The sequence below is a fragment of the Brevundimonas intermedia genome, assembly GCF_004614235.1.
Taxonomy (GTDB): domain Bacteria; phylum Pseudomonadota; class Alphaproteobacteria; order Caulobacterales; family Caulobacteraceae; genus Brevundimonas; species Brevundimonas intermedia_A.
In genome coordinates, this window is the sequence record NZ_SPVH01000007.1 from 388,680 (window position 1) to 404,761 (window position 16,082).

Here is a 16,082-nt window from a genome sequence, read left to right on the forward strand (position 1 = left end):
CCCAAATCCAAACCGCGTGAACGCGATTAGCGCTTCGAGAACTGGAAGGAACGGCGTGCCTTGGCGCGGCCGTACTTCTTGCGCTCGACGACGCGGCTGTCGCGGGTCAGGAAGCCGTGCGGCTTCAGGACCTTGCGCAGTTCCGGTTCGAAGTGCGTCAGGGCGTGCGACAGGCCGTGGCGGATGGCGCCGGCTTGACCCGACAGACCGGAACCTTCGACGGTGCAGATCACGTCATATTGGGTAGCGCGGTCCGAAACGGTCAGCGGCTGGGCGATCATCATGCGCAGCACGGGACGAGCGAAGTATTGCTCCTGATCCTTGCCGTTGACGGTGATCTTGCCGGTGCCGGGCTTGACCCAAACGCGAGCGATCGCGTTCTTGCGCTTGCCGGTCGAATAGGCGCGGCCCTGGGCGTCCAGCTTCTGGACATAGACGGGGGCGTCGTTCTCGACCGAGGAGCTCAGGCCCTTCAGGGCGTCGAAGCCGGTGGCGGCGGTGTCTTGCGTCGCGTCAGTCATGCTCAGGCGCTCCGGGTGTTCTTGGGCGACGCCGACTTGAAGTCGATCGTTTCCGGTTGCTGGGCTTCGTGTTCGTGTGCGCCGCCGGCGAACAGGCGCAGGTGCGTCATCTGCTTGCGGGCCAGCGGGCTTTCTTTCGGCAGCATGCGCTCGACGGCCTTCTCAAGCACGCGCTCGGGGAAGCGACCGCCCAGAACCTTCTCCGGGGTCGTCGACTTGACGCCGCCCGGGTGGCCGGTGTGGCGATAGTAGACCTTGTCGGTCGACTTCTTGCCGGTGAACACGACCTTGTCGACGTTGGTGACGACGACATAGTCGCCGCAATCGACGTGCGGGGTGTAGTCGCCGCGGTGCTTGCCGCGCAGGCGGTTGGCGATGAAGGTCGCGAGGCGGCCCACCACGACGCCTTCGGCGTCGATGTGGATCCACTTCTTCTCGACCTCGGCCGGCTTCAACGAAGCCGTAGTGCTCTTCAGCATTGAGAGGGTTCCTGGAGACGAAAATCGGGTCCGGCCCCTGAAGGAACCGAATGAAGGCGCGCTGATACAGGAGACGATTGGTCGCGTCAACGCACGCAAACGCAGCGTATTCGACCTACACCGTTGTTTTTATATATCTTTATAAACACGGTATTAAAATACCCGATCTTTCACGGCTGTTTGACGTTATGAAATAACAAAAATCGTCATCAAACCATGATCATTCCGAGGCATCGGGGTGCCGACACCTTCGGGAGCCTTCTCATGATCCTTCACCGTCGCGGCCTGATCGCCTCCAGCGCCGCCGCCGCCTTCGCCGGTCTGGCGCGCCACGCCTCCGCCCAGGCCACCGGCGAAGAAACCTACGTCAACGAGGTCCAGGGCTACGGCCCGCTGGTGCGCGACACGAACCGGCTGCTCGACCTGCCCGAGGGCTTTTCCTACCAGGTCGTGGCCCAGAGCGGGGATACCATGGCCGACGGCCTGTTCGCGCCGGGGCAACCCGACGGCATGGCCTGTTTCCCGCTGGAGGGCTCGCGGGTCGCCCTGGTGATAAATCACGAGCTCAAAGGCTCGTCCGGCCTGCACCGCAACCTCGGCCCCGGCGGTCTTCGAGAGGAGCGGCTCGGCCTGTTGGACGCGGCCAAGGCCTATGACACCTACAAGGACGGCCGCCCCCTGCCCGGCGGCTGCTCCACCATCATCTACGATCTGGCGACGCGTCAGATGGTCAGCCAGCATTTGACCCTGGCCGGCACCTCGACCAACTGCTGCGGCGGCCCGACGCCCTGGGGCAGCTGGTTGACCTGCGAGGAAACGCTGGAGACGCCCGCCGACGCCGACGTGACCAAGAGCCACGGCTGGGTGTTCGAGGTGCCGGCGACGGCGACCGGCCTCGTCGATCCCGTGCCGCTGAAGGCCATGGGTCGTTTCGACCACGAGGCCGTCTGCGTCGATCCCCGCACCGGCATGGTCTATCAGACCGAAGACGACAACACCGGCCTGTTCTACCGCTTCATCCCCAATGTCCCGGGCAAGCTGGCCGAGGGCGGGCGGCTTCAGGCCATGGCGTGGAAGGGCGCGCCCGCCGCCGACACCCGCAACCAGGACGCCCGCACCTGGGCCGTCGGCGACTGGCGCGAGATCGAGTGGATCGACATGGACGACGTCGAATCCCCCAACGGCGACCTGGCCAAACGCGGCCATGCGGCGGGCGCGGCCCTGGTGGCGCGCGGCGAAGGCGTCTGGTGGGGCGACGACGAGATGTATTTCACCGCCACCTCGGGCGGGCCGATACGGCGCGGCCAGGTCATGCGGCTGGTTCCCGGCCTGAACGGCGCGGCCGACCGGCTTCAGCTGTTCGTGGAAAGCACCGACCTGAAGACCATGAACATGGCCGACAACATCACCATCGCGCCGTGGGGCCACCTGATCCTGTGCGAGGACAACTATTCCACTGACGTCCGCAACCACCTGAAGGGCGTCACCCCGGACGGCAAGGTCTATACGATCGGACGCAATGTTTTCACCGGCAACTCGGAGTTCGCCGGCGCCTGCTTCTCGCCCGATGGCGAGGTGCTATTCGTCAACATCATGTATCCGGGCATGACCCTGGCGATCAGAGGCCCATGGTCCTCGGTCCGGACATGAAGATCCGGGGCTGAGCCCGCAGCACCAGCCACAGGTTCGCCGTCGCCACGGCCAGGACGACGGCGGCCCCGCCCTGATGCAGGACACCCAGCCACACCGGCACGGCGTGCATCAGGGTGACGATCCCCAGCAGGGCCTGGAACCAGACAACGCCCGCCAGGACGAACGCGGCCAGGCCCATTCCCTCGGCCACGCGCCAGCGCCAGGCCTGGAAGGCGTAGATGCTGACCGCGATCAGCAGGCCATAGGCCACCAGCCGGTGATTGAACTGCGTCAGGGCCTGGTCATGCAGGAAGGCGCTCGCCCCCAGGCTCCAGTCCGCGGGGGGCAACACCGCCCCGTTCATCAGCGGCCAGTCGGTATAGACAAGCCCTGCGTGCCCGCCCGCGACCAAAGCGCCCAGCAGGCACTGCACGAAGACCGCGCCCAACAGGAAACCGGCGCCCCGCGCCCAACCAGACGGCGGCCGCCCGTGATCCTCGCCGTGCCACGCCTCCAGCGCTGTCCAGATTAGGGCGGCAAACAGGATGAAGGCCAGGCCCAGGTGCGTCGCCAACCGCTCTGGCGCGACGCTGACCCGCTCGGACAGGCCGCTGGACACCATCCACCAACCGATCAGACCCTGCAGCCCGCCCAGCGCCAGCAGCACGACGCAGCGCCAGATCAGCCGATCCGGCATGGCCCATTGGCGGAACAGCGAACGCGACGGCGCCACACGGCACAGCAGGAAGAAGATCAGCGGCAGGACGAACACCAAGCCGATCACACGCCCGATCAGCCGGTGCAGCCATTCCCACCAGAATATGCCCTGAAATTCGCCCAGGCTCATGCCCGCGTTGATCTGGGCGTATTGGGGGATCTGCTTGTATTTGTCGAAGGCCTCGGCCCACTGGGCGTCGTTCAGCGGCGGGATCGCGCCCATGATGGGCTGCCATTCCGTGATCGACAGGCCCGAGCCCGTCAGGCGGGTGATGCCGCCGACAACCACCATCAGGAAGACGATAGCCGCCGTGGCGAACAGCCACACGGCGACGGCGCGATTGCGATCTGGATTTCCGAAACGGTTCATTCGACGCCCGACACTGACCCGGATATGGTGTCGCGCTCGACGATGACCAAATCGCGACCGGTGCGGTATGCCCGCCCGGAGCGACAAGATCGAGTCGGATTGAGTTAACGGCGCTGACGCCGCAGGAGATCAGGGTTGCAATACGCCGATATCGCCGCCGCCGTTGCAGGCGGCTTGCTGCTGGCTTGGATCGCGGACCTTCTGACGGGCCGTCGCGGCTTCGGCGGCACCAGCCTGGTGTCCGGCGTCGGCCTGGCCTGTGGCTGGTTCCTGGCCGTGCGCGTATTCGCCATCAGCACCATGGACAGCTGGGTCTGGGTGCCGTGGGCCCTGGTCGGATCGGGTTTCTGCCTGGTCGCCTTCTTCCTGTTCAGGAACAAGCGCTGATGCACCCGCGACTGCGTCGCTTCGTCGCCGCGATCGGCGTGCTGGCCTTCCTGATCTTCTGGGTCTGGGGCCTGATCGCCCTGCGCGGCATGCTGCCTGCGTCGCAGTGGATCGATTTCCTGTTCTTCGGCATCGGCGGCACCGCCTGGGGCCTGCCGCTCATTCCGCTGCTGAAGTGGGCCGAGCGCGGCTGAAGGCCAACTTAGGCCCAGAAACGGCGATGGGGCCGCCCGTAAGGACGACCCCACCATCATCATTCTTTTGCAAGAATGGTCGGAGCGACAGGATTCGAACCTGCGACCCCTTGACCCCCAGTCAAGTGCGCTACCAGGCTGCGCCACGCTCCGAAGGCGCTCCCTATAGACGGGGGGATCGTCGTCCGCAAACGCTAAAACGACTTTTCCACCTACCGTGAAAGAACGGCGTCCAGACGGGCCTTCGCCTGCTCCAGATCGGCGAGAACCTGCTGCAAATTCGAGGTTTCGAGCCGCCCCGTGCCGGATCTGGCGGAACTGATCGCAATGTCGCCATCCTCGATCAAGGCGGCGGCTTCGGCCCCGATCAGCTTTTTCAGCCCCTGTTCCGTATGCAGACGCTGGACGCCGCGAATCGTCAGGCCGTCATCGTGCAGCAGCCGCTTGACCGCCTTGAGGACAGCGATGTCCTGAGGACGATAGAATCGCCGTCCGCCTGCCCGTTTCACAGGCGTCACAAAGGCGAACTTCGTCTCCCAGAAGCGCAGCACATGCTGGGGCGCGCCGACCTCTTCGGCCGCTTCGGAGATGGTGCGGAAGGCGTCGGCGCTCTTGGCCACGCGCGTCAGTCCTCGACGACGGCGTCGTGAACACGGCTCTTCATGATCTGCGAGGCGCGGAAGCTGATGACCCGGCGCGGATTGATCGCCGCCGGTTCGCCGGTCTTGGGATTGCGGCCCATCCGGGCGCGTTTCTCGCGAACCTGAAAGACGCCGAAGCCGGACAGCTTCACCGTCTCGCCGCGTTCCAGCGATTCGACGATCAGCTCCAGGGTGCGCTCGACCAGGCTGGAGCACTCCTGACGCGACAGGCCGACCTCATTATGTACGGCTTCGCACAGGTCAGCGCGCGTCACGGTCTGTTGGCCTGCCATCATATCCCCGCTCATGCGATCCGCTCGCATTCATAGGGCCGCAAAGGCCCCGAAAAATCAATGCCTATGGCCGATTTAAAGTCGGCACCTCAAAGCCGTAGGGCGCATGCGCCCCAGGTCAGGCCGCCGCCCATGGCTTCCAACAGGATCATGTCGCCCTTCTTGATCCGTCCGTCCTGGATCGCGGCGTCCAGCGCCAAGGGGATGGAGGCGGCCGAGGTGTTGGCATGGGTCGCCACGGTCGAGATGACCTTGTTCTCGTCCAGACCCAGCCGGTCGCCGACGCCCTTGATGATGCGCTGATTGGCCTGGTGGGGCACGAACCAGTCCACGTCCGCGATCTCGATGTTCGCGGCGGCGCAGGCGGCGGTGATGCCCTCGGCGATGTTCACCACAGCGTGGCGGAAGACCTGGTTGCCGGCCATGCGCAGATGACCGACGGTTCCGGTCGTCGACGGGCCGCCATCAACATACAGCAGATCGGTCTTGGAGCCGTCGGCGCGCAAGGCGAAGCCCAGCATGCCCTGATCGTCGGACGTCCCCTGCCCTTCGCGTGGTTCCAGCACCACGGCGCCGGCGCCGTCGCCGAACAGGACGCAGGTGGTGCGGTCGGTCCAGTCCATAAGTTTCGTCATTTCTTCGGCCCCAATCACCAAGGCGCATTTCGACAGGCCGCGCGCCACGAAACCGTCCGCGACGCTCAAGGCATAGACGAAGCCGGAACAGACAGCCTGAACATCGAAGGCGATGCCGACGCCGGCGCCCAGCTTGGCCTGAACGATCGAGGCGACGGCCGGGAAGGTCATGTCGGGCGTGGTGGTTGCGACGATGATCAGATCGACATCCGTCACCGTCTTGCCTGCATCGGCCAGCGCCTTCTTTGCGGCTTCGACCGCCAGGTCGCTGGTCGGCTGGTCGTCGCGCGCCTTGTGGCGCTGTTTGATGCCGGTGCGCTCCTGGATCCATTCGTCGGACGTGTCGACGAACTTGGCCAGGTCGGCGTTGGTGACGATCTGCTCCGGCAGATAGGAGCCGATGCCGGTCACGGCGCTGCGAGTGACGCTCACTGGAGGGGTTCTCCCACGGATGCGGCGGGCTTGGCGGCATGATCGAACACCGCGTCCAGCTTGCCCAGGTTGTCCCCCACCTTGCTCATATAGTCACTGCGGGCCAGATCGACAGCGATGCGGATCGCATTGCCAAAGCCCTTGGCGTCAGCGCCGCCGTGGCTCTTCACGACGATGCCGTTCAGACCCAGCAGAGGCCCGCCGTTGATGGTGCTGGGGTCGATCTTCTGGCGCATTTTCTTCAGCGCCGGCATGGCGATCACGGCGCCCAGCTTGGATTGCAGGTTCGAGGTCAGGGCCTCTTTCAGCAAGGCAGAGATATAGCGCGCCGTGCCTTCGGCGGTCTTCAGCGCGATATTGCCGGTGAAGCCGTCGGTGACGACCACGTCCACCGTGCCCTTGGCGATGTCGTCGCCCTCGACGAAGCCGTGATAGTTCAGGTCGAACGGGCCGTCGCGCAGGATGGCGTGCGCCTCCTTGACCTGTTCGTTGCCCTTCATGTCCTCCGAACCGACGTTCAGCAGGCCGATTGTCGGGCGCGCGATGCCGCGCACCGCCGACTGGAAGGCCTCGCCCATGATGGCGAATTCGATCAGTTGTTCGGCGTCGCTGCCGATATTGGCGCCGACGTCCAGAACCGCGGTATGGCCTTTGAAGGTCGGCCAGCTGGCGACGATGGCCGGCCGCTCCAGCCCAGGCGCGGACATGCGCAGAATCAGTTTCGAGATCGCCATCAGGGCGCCGGTGTTGCCGGCCGAGACGACGCCGCCTGCCTGGCCCGTCTTCACCGCCTCAATGGCGTTCCACAGACTGGAGCCCTTGCCGCGCCGCATGGCTTGGGCCGGCTTCTCGTCCATGGCCACGACCTTGTCGGTGTGACGGATTTCGCAGATGTCCGTCGCCAAGCCGCAGCGCGCCAGTTCAGGGGCGATCTTGGCCTCGTCGCCGTGCAGCAGGAATCGAACACCTTCGCCGTCATGGGCGCGGATATAGCTGCGGATGCCGGGAACGACGACGGATGGCCCGTGATCGCCGCCCATGGCGTCAAGCGAGATCGTAACTGGGGCTGGCAAATGGACCTCGTTTGGCCGCGTCGTCTTGTCGCGCGACGCTTGGCAGTATGCGCTGAACGATAGCGCCGAAGCCGGGGGATGCAACCACCCGGCCCCTGCGTCAACCTCAGCCTTTATCGTCCTGAGATTTAAGCGCCTTCAAGGCGGCGAAGGGTGAAATCTCGCCCGGCTCCTCCGGTTGCACGAATTCCGCGCCGGGCTTGCGCGGGAAAGGATCCAGCGACAGCAGCAGTTGTTCGACGGCGTAATGACCCAGGTCGATCTTACCGTCCTCGATCACGTCGGCGTCTTCCTCTTCCAGCGTGACCTCGATCTCCTCAGTCTCCTGAGGCTTGGCCTGGACCAGCTGGATCGAAAAGCGGCGATCCACATCGACGGGCAAGGGCTCCAGCGTCAGGCCGCAGGCCTGAATGGCATGGGCCGTGATACGCCCTTTCAGGGTCCACTCGCTGGTGGAGGGGGTCGGCTTCACGTCGAAATCCACCACGAAGTCTTCAAGGCCCTGCAGATCCAGGGCGCGGGCGATTCGCTTACGCGTATCCGCATCCGGTTCGAGCTTCCGGTTCAGTCCGGCCCCGATCTGATTGACCCGCACCGTCTCGCTGTAGGGGAGCGTCACGCTCATCTGTCTTAAACTTCCGCCCAGGCCGGCGTCGCCAGCACCTTGTTGAAATCCTGCGCCGCCAAGGCTGCGCGTGTGGTCAGTGCATAGCGCGCCAGCGCCTCTGCGTGCATCGCATCCGGCTCCGCATAGACGTTCTTCGCCATCGCCTCGGCCAGGCCGCCCGCGTCACCGGCGCGCAGCGGCTGCTCATAGGCGTTCATCCGCCCATACAGAGCCTCGCCCAGCTTGCGCATCTTCTTGCCCACCGCGACGTCGCCCACGCCTTCCTCACGCAGGGCATGATCCAGCGCGGAGACATAGACGTCGAACACAGCCTGGGCCGCATCCTGGCCCTGGGCCGTATTCTCGTCGCGCAGCCGCAGCACCAGCAGCAGCACGTGCAACGTATAAAGTTCGAATCGGGCGTCGATGCGGTCGGCGACCCCCAACCGCGTGTAAAAGGCGGGATTGCGCGCCTGGCCGACGGCCTTGGCATACAGATCGTCGCCGATACGGACGCCGGGTCGCGGCTTGAACAGGTTTTTGAGCATGGGTTTCAACGGCCCCTTTTCCGCCGCGCCGTTGAACTAGGACGCAGGTCCGTCTAGGTCAAAGACCTTGTTCTCTCGCAGGCGCCCGACCATGTCCCGTTTCGTCCCGCTTTTCGTCGCCGTTTCGCTGGCCGGCCTGTCCGCCGCCTGTGCTCCGACCATCGGCTCCAACGGCTTCCAGGCCATCGACGCCAAGCCCCAGGACGTGGTCGCCGGCACCGACACCAAGGAAACGGTGCTGGCCAAGCTGGGCTCGCCCTCGACCACTTCGACCTTCGAGCCTGATCAGGTCTGGTACTACATCAGCCAGACGACCGAGAAATACACCTACAACCTGCCCAAGGTCTCCACCCGCACGGTGACGGAGATCACCTTCGTTCCTCAAGGCGACCAGGTCGCTTCGGTGCGCACATTGGGTCTGACGGACGGCGAGCAGATCGCCATGAACCGTAACGAGACCCCGACGCGCGGTCGCGAGCTGACAGTGCTGGAGCAACTGCTGGGCAACGTCGGTCGCGGCCAACTGCCCCGCACCGAGGATGATACGCCCGGTCAGCGCCGCCCCGACTAAGGCAGCCCTCCCCTCCCAAACAAAGACGCCCCGGAGATCGCTCTCCGGGGCGTTTTCGTATCGGTGACGGTTCGACCTAGCCGATATTTCCGCTCGCCAGCACCGCCAGCAGAAGCAGGGCGACGATGTTGGTGATCTTGATCATCGGGTTCACCGCCGGACCGGACGTGTCCTTGTAGGGATCGCCGACCGTATCTCCGGTCACGGCCGCCTTGTGGGCTTCGGAGCCCTTGCCGTGGACCACGCCGTTCTTGTCGGTGAAGCCCTCTTCGATCACCTTTTTGGCGTTGTCCCAGGCGCCGCCGCCCGAGGTCATGGAGATGGCGACGAACAGGCCGGTCACGATCACCCCCATCAGCATGGCGCCCAGCGCGGCAAACGCGTTGGCCTTGTCCGAGATGCCCAGGATGGCGACGAACAGGACGATGGGCGACAGCACCGGCAACAGCGACGGCACGATCATCTCGCGAATCGCCGCCTTGGTCAGGATGTCGACGGCCCGGCCGTATTCCGGCTTGACCTCATAGGTCATGATGCCGGGATTCTCGCGGAACTGACGCCGCACCTCGGCGACCACAGCCTCGGCCGCCCGCCCGACCGCCATCATCGACATCCCGCCGAACAGGAAGGGCAGCAGCCCTCCGAACAGCAGGCCGACGACGACATAGGGGTTGGTCAGGTCGAAGGCGATCGGCCCCATGTCGGCGAAGAAGGGATAGTCCGCCGGATTGGCCGAGAAATACTGCAGGTCCGACGTATAGGCCGCGAACAGCACCAGCGCGCCGAGCCCGGCCGAGCCGATGGCGTATCCCTTGGTCACCGCCTTGGTGGTGTTGCCGACAGCGTCCAGCGCATCCGTCGAATGACGCACGTCGCTGGGCAGGCCCGCCATTTCGGCAATGCCCCCAGCGTTGTCCGTCACAGGGCCGAAGGCGTCCAGCGCTACGATCATCCCCGCCACGCCCAGCATGGTGGTGGTGGCGATGGCGATGCCGAACAGGCCCGCCAGCTGGAAGCTGGCCACGATGCCGACGATGATCGTCAGCGCCGGAAGCGCGGTGGATTCCAGCGACACTGCCAGCCCCTGGATGACATTGGTGCCGTGCCCGGACACCGAGGCGTTGGCCACCGAGCGCACGGGCCGGAAGTTCGAGCCCGTATAGTACTCGGTCACCACGACAATCGCCGCCGTCACCGCCAGACCGACCATGCCGGACCAGAACAGCGCCATCGGCTGGATTTCCAGACCGCTGGCCGTCACGATCGGCCCCGTCACCATCTGGTTGATCACCCACCAGACCGCGAAGATGGACAAGGCGCCGGTCACGATCAGGCCCTGATACAGCGCCCCCATGATGTTCTGGCTCTTGCCCAGTCGCACGAAGAAACTGCCGATGATCGAGGTGACGATGCACACCGCACAGATCGCCAGCGGCAGGACCATCATCACGTCGACATAAGGCTGTCCCCGGAAGAAGATCGCGGCCAGCACCATGGTCGCGACGGTCGTCACCGCATAGGTCTCGAACAGATCGGCCGCCATGCCGGCGCAGTCGCCGACATTGTCGCCAACATTGTCAGCGATGGTCGCGGCGTTGCGAGGATCGTCCTCGGGAATGCCTGCCTCGACTTTGCCCACCATGTCGCCGCCCACGTCAGCGCCCTTGGTGAAGATGCCGCCGCCCAGACGGGCGAAGATCGAGATCAGCGAAGCGCCGAAGCCCAGCGCCACCAGACCGTCGATCACCTCACGTCCGGTCGACGCCAGGCCCAGATGTTGGGTCATCACGATATAATAGCCGGACACACCGATCAGGGCCCCGCCCGCCACGAACATCCCGGTGATGGCGCCCGAGCGGAACGCCAGGTTCAGCCCCTTCGACAGGCTTTCGGACGCCGCCTGGGCCGTGCGCACATTGGCCCGCACCGAGATCAGCATCCCGGCATAGCCGGCCGCGCCGGACAGGACGGACCCGATCAGGAAGCCGATCGCGGCGTAAATGCCGATCAGGAAATAGGCGGCGATCAGGATCACGATCCCGACGATGCCGATGGTCAGATATTGCCGCTTCAGATAGGCGGAGGCGCCTTCCTGGATCGCAGCGGCGATCTCTCGCATCTTGTCGTTGCCGGTGCTCGCCTTCATCAGCACAGCGGTCTGTGCGGCGCCATACAGCACCGCCAGCACACCGGCCGCGAAGACCAGCGTAAGTGAGTTCATCATTGGCGTTTCCATGCCCTTGCAAACAGGCGCGCAGGCCTTGGCGCGGTCGGGCGTTATCGCCTCTGTCCGCCTTCCGGTCCCCCCGCACGCGGCGGACGCGTCAGTGCGTCCTTTGGGATTTGCAGACCGACGGTGTCACGGCGGAAGCGTCGATGCAACGCCGCTGGTTTTCGGGCGTCTGAACGGCAAGCATGACGCGGCACAACCCCCATAGGCATAGCTCGCCATTGTGGATCGGCCTTGATTATGAGACCCTTGGTCTTTCAAATGGAGGGTTCAATGACGTTCGGCATGATAATTCTTACTGGCATGCTGGCGATGCAACAGGCCCCAGCGCCGTCAGCACCCACATCGCCGCAAGCCGCACCTCCCACGCAAGCTGCCCCTCAGCGTCCGCGCCGCATCTGTGAATCTCGTGCGCCGACCGGCCGTCGGTTGGAGCAACGCGTCTGCTATACGCCGGAACAGTACGCCGCCATGGTTGAGGCCAAGCGAAAAGAAGCAGAGGAGCTGCAGGCAGGCGGCAACATCCAGAACGACGCCAAAGCCGCTGGCGGTTAACGCGTCGTCGGCATTCCCGTACGGCGGCGGGGGTTTTGAGCGACGACTTCAACACGTAGCACGGAGCCACGGCCGGCGATGGCGGTCGAAGCCGATATCAACGCAGCCGACAAAGCCCGTTCGTCCAGCCGGGTCCAGTCACCCGCGACGGTGAATGGCGTTTTGTGCGCAGCGCGCACGATGGCGTCGCGGAAGAAAGCTTCCTTGGGCCTCATCTGCTCGACGGTCTTGCCGACGCCCAGTTCCAGCCGCAGCGATACGAAAACATAGTTGCGCAGCCGTCCGCCTTCGATCACCGGCAGGCCCAGCCCCGCGATGCTGAGCGCCGCGGGTGCAGCCGGGGCGTCGCTACTGGACGCTGACGCGCTTGATGCCTTTGCCACCGCGTTGGTCAAAGCAACAGTTCCGGTGGCGATCAGGGTTCTACGGTCCATGTGATCACCTTGACCGAGGGACGTTAGGATTCCCTTGCCGCCCTAGCCGTGGGTCCAGCCGCTGCGCGCCATTTGAATGGGTTGGCCATCGTAGACGACAGTCAGACCAGACCCGGAAGTCACCTCGCCGACCTTGGTCAGGCGCAGCAGCCGACGCTCGGCCTCGCGACGCAGAGTTTCTTCGTGGCGCGGATGGGCGGTGAAGGCGATCTCATAATCATCGCCGCCGCTCGCGAGGTCTTCCAGCGACAACTGAGGATCGACCCGGTCGTCGAACCAGGCCTGGGCGGCCGCCGATAGAGGCAGGACATTCAGGTTCAACGCCAGCCCGACATTGCTCGCACGCACCACGTGGCCCAAATCGGCCGGCAGGCCGTCCGACACATCGACGGACGCCGTGGCGAAGTTCCGAATGACATCGGCGAAATCCACGCGCGGCGTCGGCGTGCGGTAGTGGTCCATTAAAGCCTGAAGACGTTCTGGCTCTAGCGACAGCTCGCCTCGCGCGGCCTTCAACCCCAGCAGGCCGTCGCCAATGACCCCGGTGACGAAGACCAGATCTCCGACCTGTGCGCCCGCCCGCGACACGGTCGCGCCTGTCGGCGCCCATCCCATGGCCGTCAGCGAGAAAGACGCGGGCCCGGACGTCCTGACTGTATCGCCGCCCAGCAGATGGACCCCAAACTTCGCCTGATCTTCGGCCAGACCGGCTGCGAAGGCCTCGCGTTCGGGCCAGCCGCAGCGTTCGGACCAGAAGCAGGCTAGCAAATAGCCGAACGGCTCCGCCCCCTTGGCCGCGAGGTCCGACAGGTTCACCCGCAGCAGCTTCTTCGCCACCGTGTCGAGCGGATCGTCGGGCAGGAAATGCACGCCCTCGACGATGGCGTCCTTGGTCAGGACCAGATCGTAGCCGGGCCGCGACGGCAGGACCGCCACATCGTCGGCCAGCCCCCTACCCCATTCCGGATGGGCCAAGGGCCGCAACAGCCTCTCGATCGTCTCGAACTCGCCCGCGACGTCGAGCGCCGGCATTATTTGCGCGTGTCTCTGGATACGCCGTCCAGCGCCGCATTGACGAAGCGCGCCTCGGAATCGTCGAAGAAGGCCTTGGCCAGTTCGACATATTCGTCGATCACGACCTCGCGCGGTGTCTCGGGATGTTTGATCAGCTCCCACGCGCCCGAGCGCAGCAGGGCACGCAGAGTGGCGTCGAGCCGCTCCAGCTTCCAGTTGGAGGCCAGGCGCGCCTTGATGGCGGCGTCGATGTCGCGCTGGCTTTCGATCACGCCGCGTACGATGTCAGCGAAATAGGCCTCGTCGGCCTCGGCGAGCGCCTCGCCCTCGATATCGGTGTCGAAGCGGAAGTTCGAGAATTCGGTGATCACCGTCTCCACGCCCTCGCCCGCCAGCTCCATCTGATACAGGGCCTGGACGGCGGCCAGGCGCGACACGGTGCGGGCGCGACGCTGTTTCGAGCTCAGATTGGGCTCGGCGCGCTGCCTTTCGGCTTCGGCGAGTTGTTCGAGGACGGCTTTGACGCTGTTCGGTTCAGTCATGCGCCGACGCCATGACGCAACCGCTTCTTCAATGCAATGAGGTCGAGGCAGGCCTTGGCCGCGCCGCCCCCCTTATCCCCTTCCGAAAGACGGGCCCGATACCAGGCCTGGTCCTCGTCTTCGGTCGTCAGGATGCCGTTGCCGATGATCACGCCCTTGACGCCCAGGGCCATGATTCCGGCCGCCGATTGGTCGGAAACGATCTCGAAATGATAGGTTTCGCCACGGATGACAGTGCCGAGCGCCACATAGCCGTCATAGCGGGGCGCGGTCGGAAAACGACCGGCTTCCTCGGCCAGGGCGATGGCCGGCGGCACTTCCAGCGCGCCTGGCACGGTGATGACGTCGAAATCGGCGCCGCGCGCCTTCAGCGTCTCCTTGGCGCCTTCAAGCAGGGCGTCGGCCAGGTCGTCGTAGAATCGCGCCTCGACGATCAGAATACGGGGTGCGTCAGTCACGCCTTGTCTTCTCCATCCATGTCGCGCCAGCCGACGATGCGCAGGCCATAGCCCTCAAGCGCCGTCGGTTCGGGTCGCGTCGAACTCATCACGATCATGTCCTTGACGCCCAGGTCCAGCAGGATCTGAGCCCCGACGCCGTAAGCGCGGAAAGAGCGGTCCAGTGCCGCCGGCTTGTCCGCACCTGCCAGCCGCTCGGCCAGCGAGGTCAGCGAAGGGTCGCGCAGGAACACGACCACGCCGGGTCCATCATGATCGGTGATCTGTTTCAGAGCGCTGGGCACATAGTCCTGACGCGCCTCGACATGGCCCAGCAGGTCGCAGGCGAAGTCCACCTGGTGCATCCGCACAAGCGTCGGCTTGGTCGGGTCGATCCGCCCCTTGACCAGGGCGACGTGCTCGGCGCCCTCGATTGTGTTCTTGTAGAGCATCAGCCGGAACGGGCCGCCGTGGACGCTCTCGAACGGCGTATCCATGATCCGCTCGACGAACCGCTCGGTGCGGCGGCGATAGGCGATCAGGTCGGCGATGGTGCCGATCTTCAACCCATGCAACTGGGCGAAGGCGACCAGATCAGGCATCCGCGCCATCTCGCCGTCGTCCTTGATGATCTCGCAGATCACCCCGGCGGGCGTCAGGCCCGCCATGCGGCTGATGTCCACCGCCGCCTCGGTATGACCGGCGCGGACCAGAACCCCGCCGTCGCGCGCGACCAGCGGGAAGATGTGGCCGGGCGAGACGATGTCGTCCATGCCCTTCGAGGCGTCGGTCGCCACATGGATGGTGCGCGAACGGTCGGCGGCGGAAATACCTGTCGTCACGCCGTCCTTGGCCTCGATCGAGACGGTGAAGGCGGTCTTCATGCTCTCGCGATTGTCGGCGGCCATCGGCGGCAGGCGCAACTGGTTCGCTCGGTCCGCCGTGATGGCCAAGCAGACCAGGCCGCGCGCCTGGCGGATCATGAAATTGATCTGGTCGGGGGTGGCGAACTGGGCGGGGATGATGATGTCCCCCTCGTTCTCGCGATCCTCGGCGTCCACCAGGATGTAGGGACGGCCGTTGCGGGCGTCCTCCAGAATGTCCTCGATGGGACTGATCGGGCTGTCGTTCATGTTCGCGGCCAATTGCATCACGCCGTCTCCTGCCACCGCGCGAGGTAACGCGCCAGCATGTCGATCTCCAGATTGACCGGATCACCGACCTTCAGACGACCCAGAGTCGTCACCTCCCACGTATGCGGGATGATATTCAGCGAGAATATCTGCCCCTCGACCGAGTTCACCGTCAGGGACACCCCATCCACCGTGATCGATCCCTTGGCGGCGATATAGCGGTGCAGAGGCGCCGGGGCCTCGACCTCGACCCGGTGCGAGCCGCCCTCGGGCGTGATCGAGACGACGCGGCCCAGGCCGTCAACATGGCCAGAGACCACATGGCCGCCCATATCGTCGCCCAGCTTTGCGGCGCGCTCCAGATTGACGCCGTCACCGGCGTTCCAGGCGCCGAGGGTGGTCTTGGACAGGGTCTCGTTCGACACCTCGACGGCGAACCAGCCCCCCCGTGCATCGTGGCCCTTTTCCGTCACCGTCAGGCAGCAGCCCGCATGGCTGATCGAGGCGCCCAGGTCGATGCCGTCGGTGTCCCAGACGGTTTCGATCTCATAACGGCGGTCGCGATCCGTCTCGCGGACCTCGCGGACACGGCCGATGTCGGTGACGATGCCGGTGAACATTGGACGCTGGCCCCTTT

At 65.1% G+C, this 16,082-nt stretch carries 21 protein-coding genes and 1 tRNA gene; 5 read left to right on the forward strand and 17 right to left on the reverse strand.

All coding sequences use genetic code 11. From position 1 onward, the window contains the following. Positions 1-26: 26 nt before the first annotated feature. Together rpsI and rplM are read right to left on the reverse strand one after the other, a co-directional pair. Positions 27-521, reverse strand: a complete 495-nt coding sequence (rpsI, locus tag EGY25_RS15880; RefSeq protein ID WP_135195973.1) for a 30S ribosomal protein S9 — start codon at positions 519-521, stop codon at positions 27-29. A gap of 2 nt (positions 522-523) precedes the next feature. Then, on the reverse strand, positions 524-997 hold the full coding sequence (gene rplM / locus EGY25_RS15885; protein WP_135196089.1) for a 50S ribosomal protein L13: 474 nt from the start codon (positions 995-997) through the stop codon (positions 524-526). Between the two features lie 267 nt (positions 998-1,264). On the opposite strand from rplM, the gene EGY25_RS15890 reads away from it, so the two are divergent. Then, positions 1,265-2,650, forward strand: a complete 1,386-nt coding sequence (locus tag EGY25_RS15890) for an alkaline phosphatase PhoX (protein WP_135195974.1) — start codon at positions 1,265-1,267, stop codon at positions 2,648-2,650. On the opposite strand, the gene EGY25_RS15895 is transcribed toward EGY25_RS15890, so the two are convergent. Further along, entirely contained in the window at positions 2,619-3,719 is a 1,101-nt protein-coding gene (locus EGY25_RS15895) for a COX15/CtaA family protein (RefSeq protein ID WP_135195975.1), read from the reverse strand. The two genes, EGY25_RS15890 and EGY25_RS15895, sit on opposite strands and share 32 nt — an antisense overlap. A 135-nt stretch (positions 3,720-3,854) precedes the next feature. On the opposite strand from EGY25_RS15895, the gene EGY25_RS15900 reads away from it, so the two are divergent. After that, a complete protein-coding gene (locus EGY25_RS15900; protein ID WP_135195976.1) occupies positions 3,855-4,106 on the forward strand; it encodes a transglycosylase in 252 nt (83 codons plus the stop codon). Next, the gene (locus tag EGY25_RS15905; RefSeq protein ID WP_135195977.1) at positions 4,106-4,300 is read left to right on the forward strand and encodes a DUF2842 domain-containing protein; all 195 of its coding nucleotides are present in this window, start codon (positions 4,106-4,108) and stop codon (positions 4,298-4,300) included. The genes EGY25_RS15900 and EGY25_RS15905 overlap by 1 nt, the downstream gene beginning before the upstream one ends. Positions 4,301-4,376: 76 nt before the next feature. On the opposite strand, the gene EGY25_RS15910 is transcribed toward EGY25_RS15905, so the two are convergent. The 7 genes from EGY25_RS15910 to EGY25_RS15940 all read right to left on the reverse strand — a co-directional run bounded on the left by EGY25_RS15910 (position 4,377) and on the right by EGY25_RS15940 (position 8,529). Next, positions 4,377-4,453: transfer RNA gene (locus tag EGY25_RS15910), tRNA-Pro, on the reverse strand. Between the two features lie 59 nt (positions 4,454-4,512). Next, entirely contained in the window at positions 4,513-4,920 is a 408-nt protein-coding gene (locus EGY25_RS15915; protein WP_135195978.1) for a MerR family transcriptional regulator, read from the reverse strand. A 5-nt stretch (positions 4,921-4,925) separates the two neighbouring features. Beyond that, the gene (locus tag EGY25_RS15920) at positions 4,926-5,234 is read right to left on the reverse strand and encodes an integration host factor subunit alpha (RefSeq protein ID WP_135196090.1); all 309 of its coding nucleotides are present in this window, start codon (positions 5,232-5,234) and stop codon (positions 4,926-4,928) included. A gap of 89 nt (positions 5,235-5,323) precedes the next feature. Beyond that, on the reverse strand, positions 5,324-6,301 hold the full coding sequence (locus EGY25_RS15925; protein WP_135195979.1) for a beta-ketoacyl-ACP synthase III: 978 nt from the start codon (positions 6,299-6,301) through the stop codon (positions 5,324-5,326). Then, entirely contained in the window at positions 6,298-7,374 is a 1,077-nt protein-coding gene (gene plsX / locus EGY25_RS15930) for a phosphate acyltransferase PlsX (RefSeq protein ID WP_135195980.1), read from the reverse strand. Before plsX ends, EGY25_RS15925 begins: the two co-directional genes overlap by 4 nt. A gap of 106 nt (positions 7,375-7,480) precedes the next feature. Continuing rightward, positions 7,481-7,999 (reverse strand): YceD family protein, encoded by a 519-nt coding sequence (locus EGY25_RS15935; RefSeq protein ID WP_135195981.1) that lies wholly within the window; start codon positions 7,997-7,999, stop codon positions 7,481-7,483. Between the two features lie 5 nt (positions 8,000-8,004). Continuing rightward, positions 8,005-8,529 (reverse strand): ubiquinol-cytochrome C chaperone family protein, encoded by a 525-nt coding sequence (locus EGY25_RS15940; RefSeq protein WP_135196091.1) that lies wholly within the window; start codon positions 8,527-8,529, stop codon positions 8,005-8,007. 91 nt (positions 8,530-8,620) lie between these two features. Here EGY25_RS15940 and EGY25_RS15945 point away from each other — a divergent pair, with 91 nt between their 5' ends. Continuing rightward, positions 8,621-9,100, forward strand: coding sequence for an outer membrane protein assembly factor BamE (locus tag EGY25_RS15945; protein ID WP_017503908.1), 480 nt, complete (start codon positions 8,621-8,623; stop codon positions 9,098-9,100). 76 nt (positions 9,101-9,176) lie between these two features. On the opposite strand, the gene EGY25_RS15950 is transcribed toward EGY25_RS15945, so the two are convergent. After that, positions 9,177-11,324, reverse strand: a complete 2,148-nt coding sequence (locus EGY25_RS15950; RefSeq protein WP_135195982.1) for a sodium-translocating pyrophosphatase — start codon at positions 11,322-11,324, stop codon at positions 9,177-9,179. Positions 11,325-11,603: 279 nt separating this feature from the next. Here EGY25_RS15950 and EGY25_RS15955 point away from each other — a divergent pair, with 279 nt between their 5' ends. Further along, positions 11,604-11,885 (forward strand): hypothetical protein, encoded by a 282-nt coding sequence (locus EGY25_RS15955; protein WP_135195983.1) that lies wholly within the window; start codon positions 11,604-11,606, stop codon positions 11,883-11,885. Here the strand turns inward: EGY25_RS15955 and EGY25_RS15960 are convergent. The 6 genes from EGY25_RS15960 to EGY25_RS15985 all read right to left on the reverse strand — a co-directional run bounded on the left by EGY25_RS15960 (position 11,882) and on the right by EGY25_RS15985 (position 16,065). Further along, a complete protein-coding gene (locus tag EGY25_RS15960; RefSeq protein ID WP_245159501.1) occupies positions 11,882-12,280 on the reverse strand; it encodes a hypothetical protein in 399 nt (132 codons plus the stop codon). The genes EGY25_RS15955 and EGY25_RS15960 overlap by 4 nt on opposite strands. An 81-nt stretch (positions 12,281-12,361) precedes the next feature. After that, positions 12,362-13,351, reverse strand: a complete 990-nt coding sequence (thiL, locus tag EGY25_RS15965; protein ID WP_135195985.1) for a thiamine-phosphate kinase — start codon at positions 13,349-13,351, stop codon at positions 12,362-12,364. Continuing rightward, complete coding sequence (gene nusB / locus EGY25_RS15970) at positions 13,351-13,875, reverse strand: transcription antitermination factor NusB (RefSeq protein WP_135195986.1); 525 nt, start codon at positions 13,873-13,875, stop codon at positions 13,351-13,353. Before nusB ends, thiL begins: the two co-directional genes overlap by 1 nt. After that, positions 13,872-14,333, reverse strand: a complete 462-nt coding sequence (gene ribH, locus EGY25_RS15975) for a 6,7-dimethyl-8-ribityllumazine synthase (protein ID WP_135195987.1) — start codon at positions 14,331-14,333, stop codon at positions 13,872-13,874. Before ribH ends, nusB begins: the two co-directional genes overlap by 4 nt. Continuing rightward, positions 14,330-15,463, reverse strand: a complete 1,134-nt coding sequence (gene ribB, locus EGY25_RS15980) for a 3,4-dihydroxy-2-butanone-4-phosphate synthase (protein ID WP_209308111.1) — start codon at positions 15,461-15,463, stop codon at positions 14,330-14,332. The genes ribH and ribB overlap by 4 nt, the downstream gene beginning before the upstream one ends. After that, the gene (locus EGY25_RS15985; protein ID WP_135195989.1) at positions 15,463-16,065 is read right to left on the reverse strand and encodes a riboflavin synthase; all 603 of its coding nucleotides are present in this window, start codon (positions 16,063-16,065) and stop codon (positions 15,463-15,465) included. Before EGY25_RS15985 ends, ribB begins: the two co-directional genes overlap by 1 nt. Between the last annotated feature and the right edge of the window lie 17 nt (positions 16,066-16,082).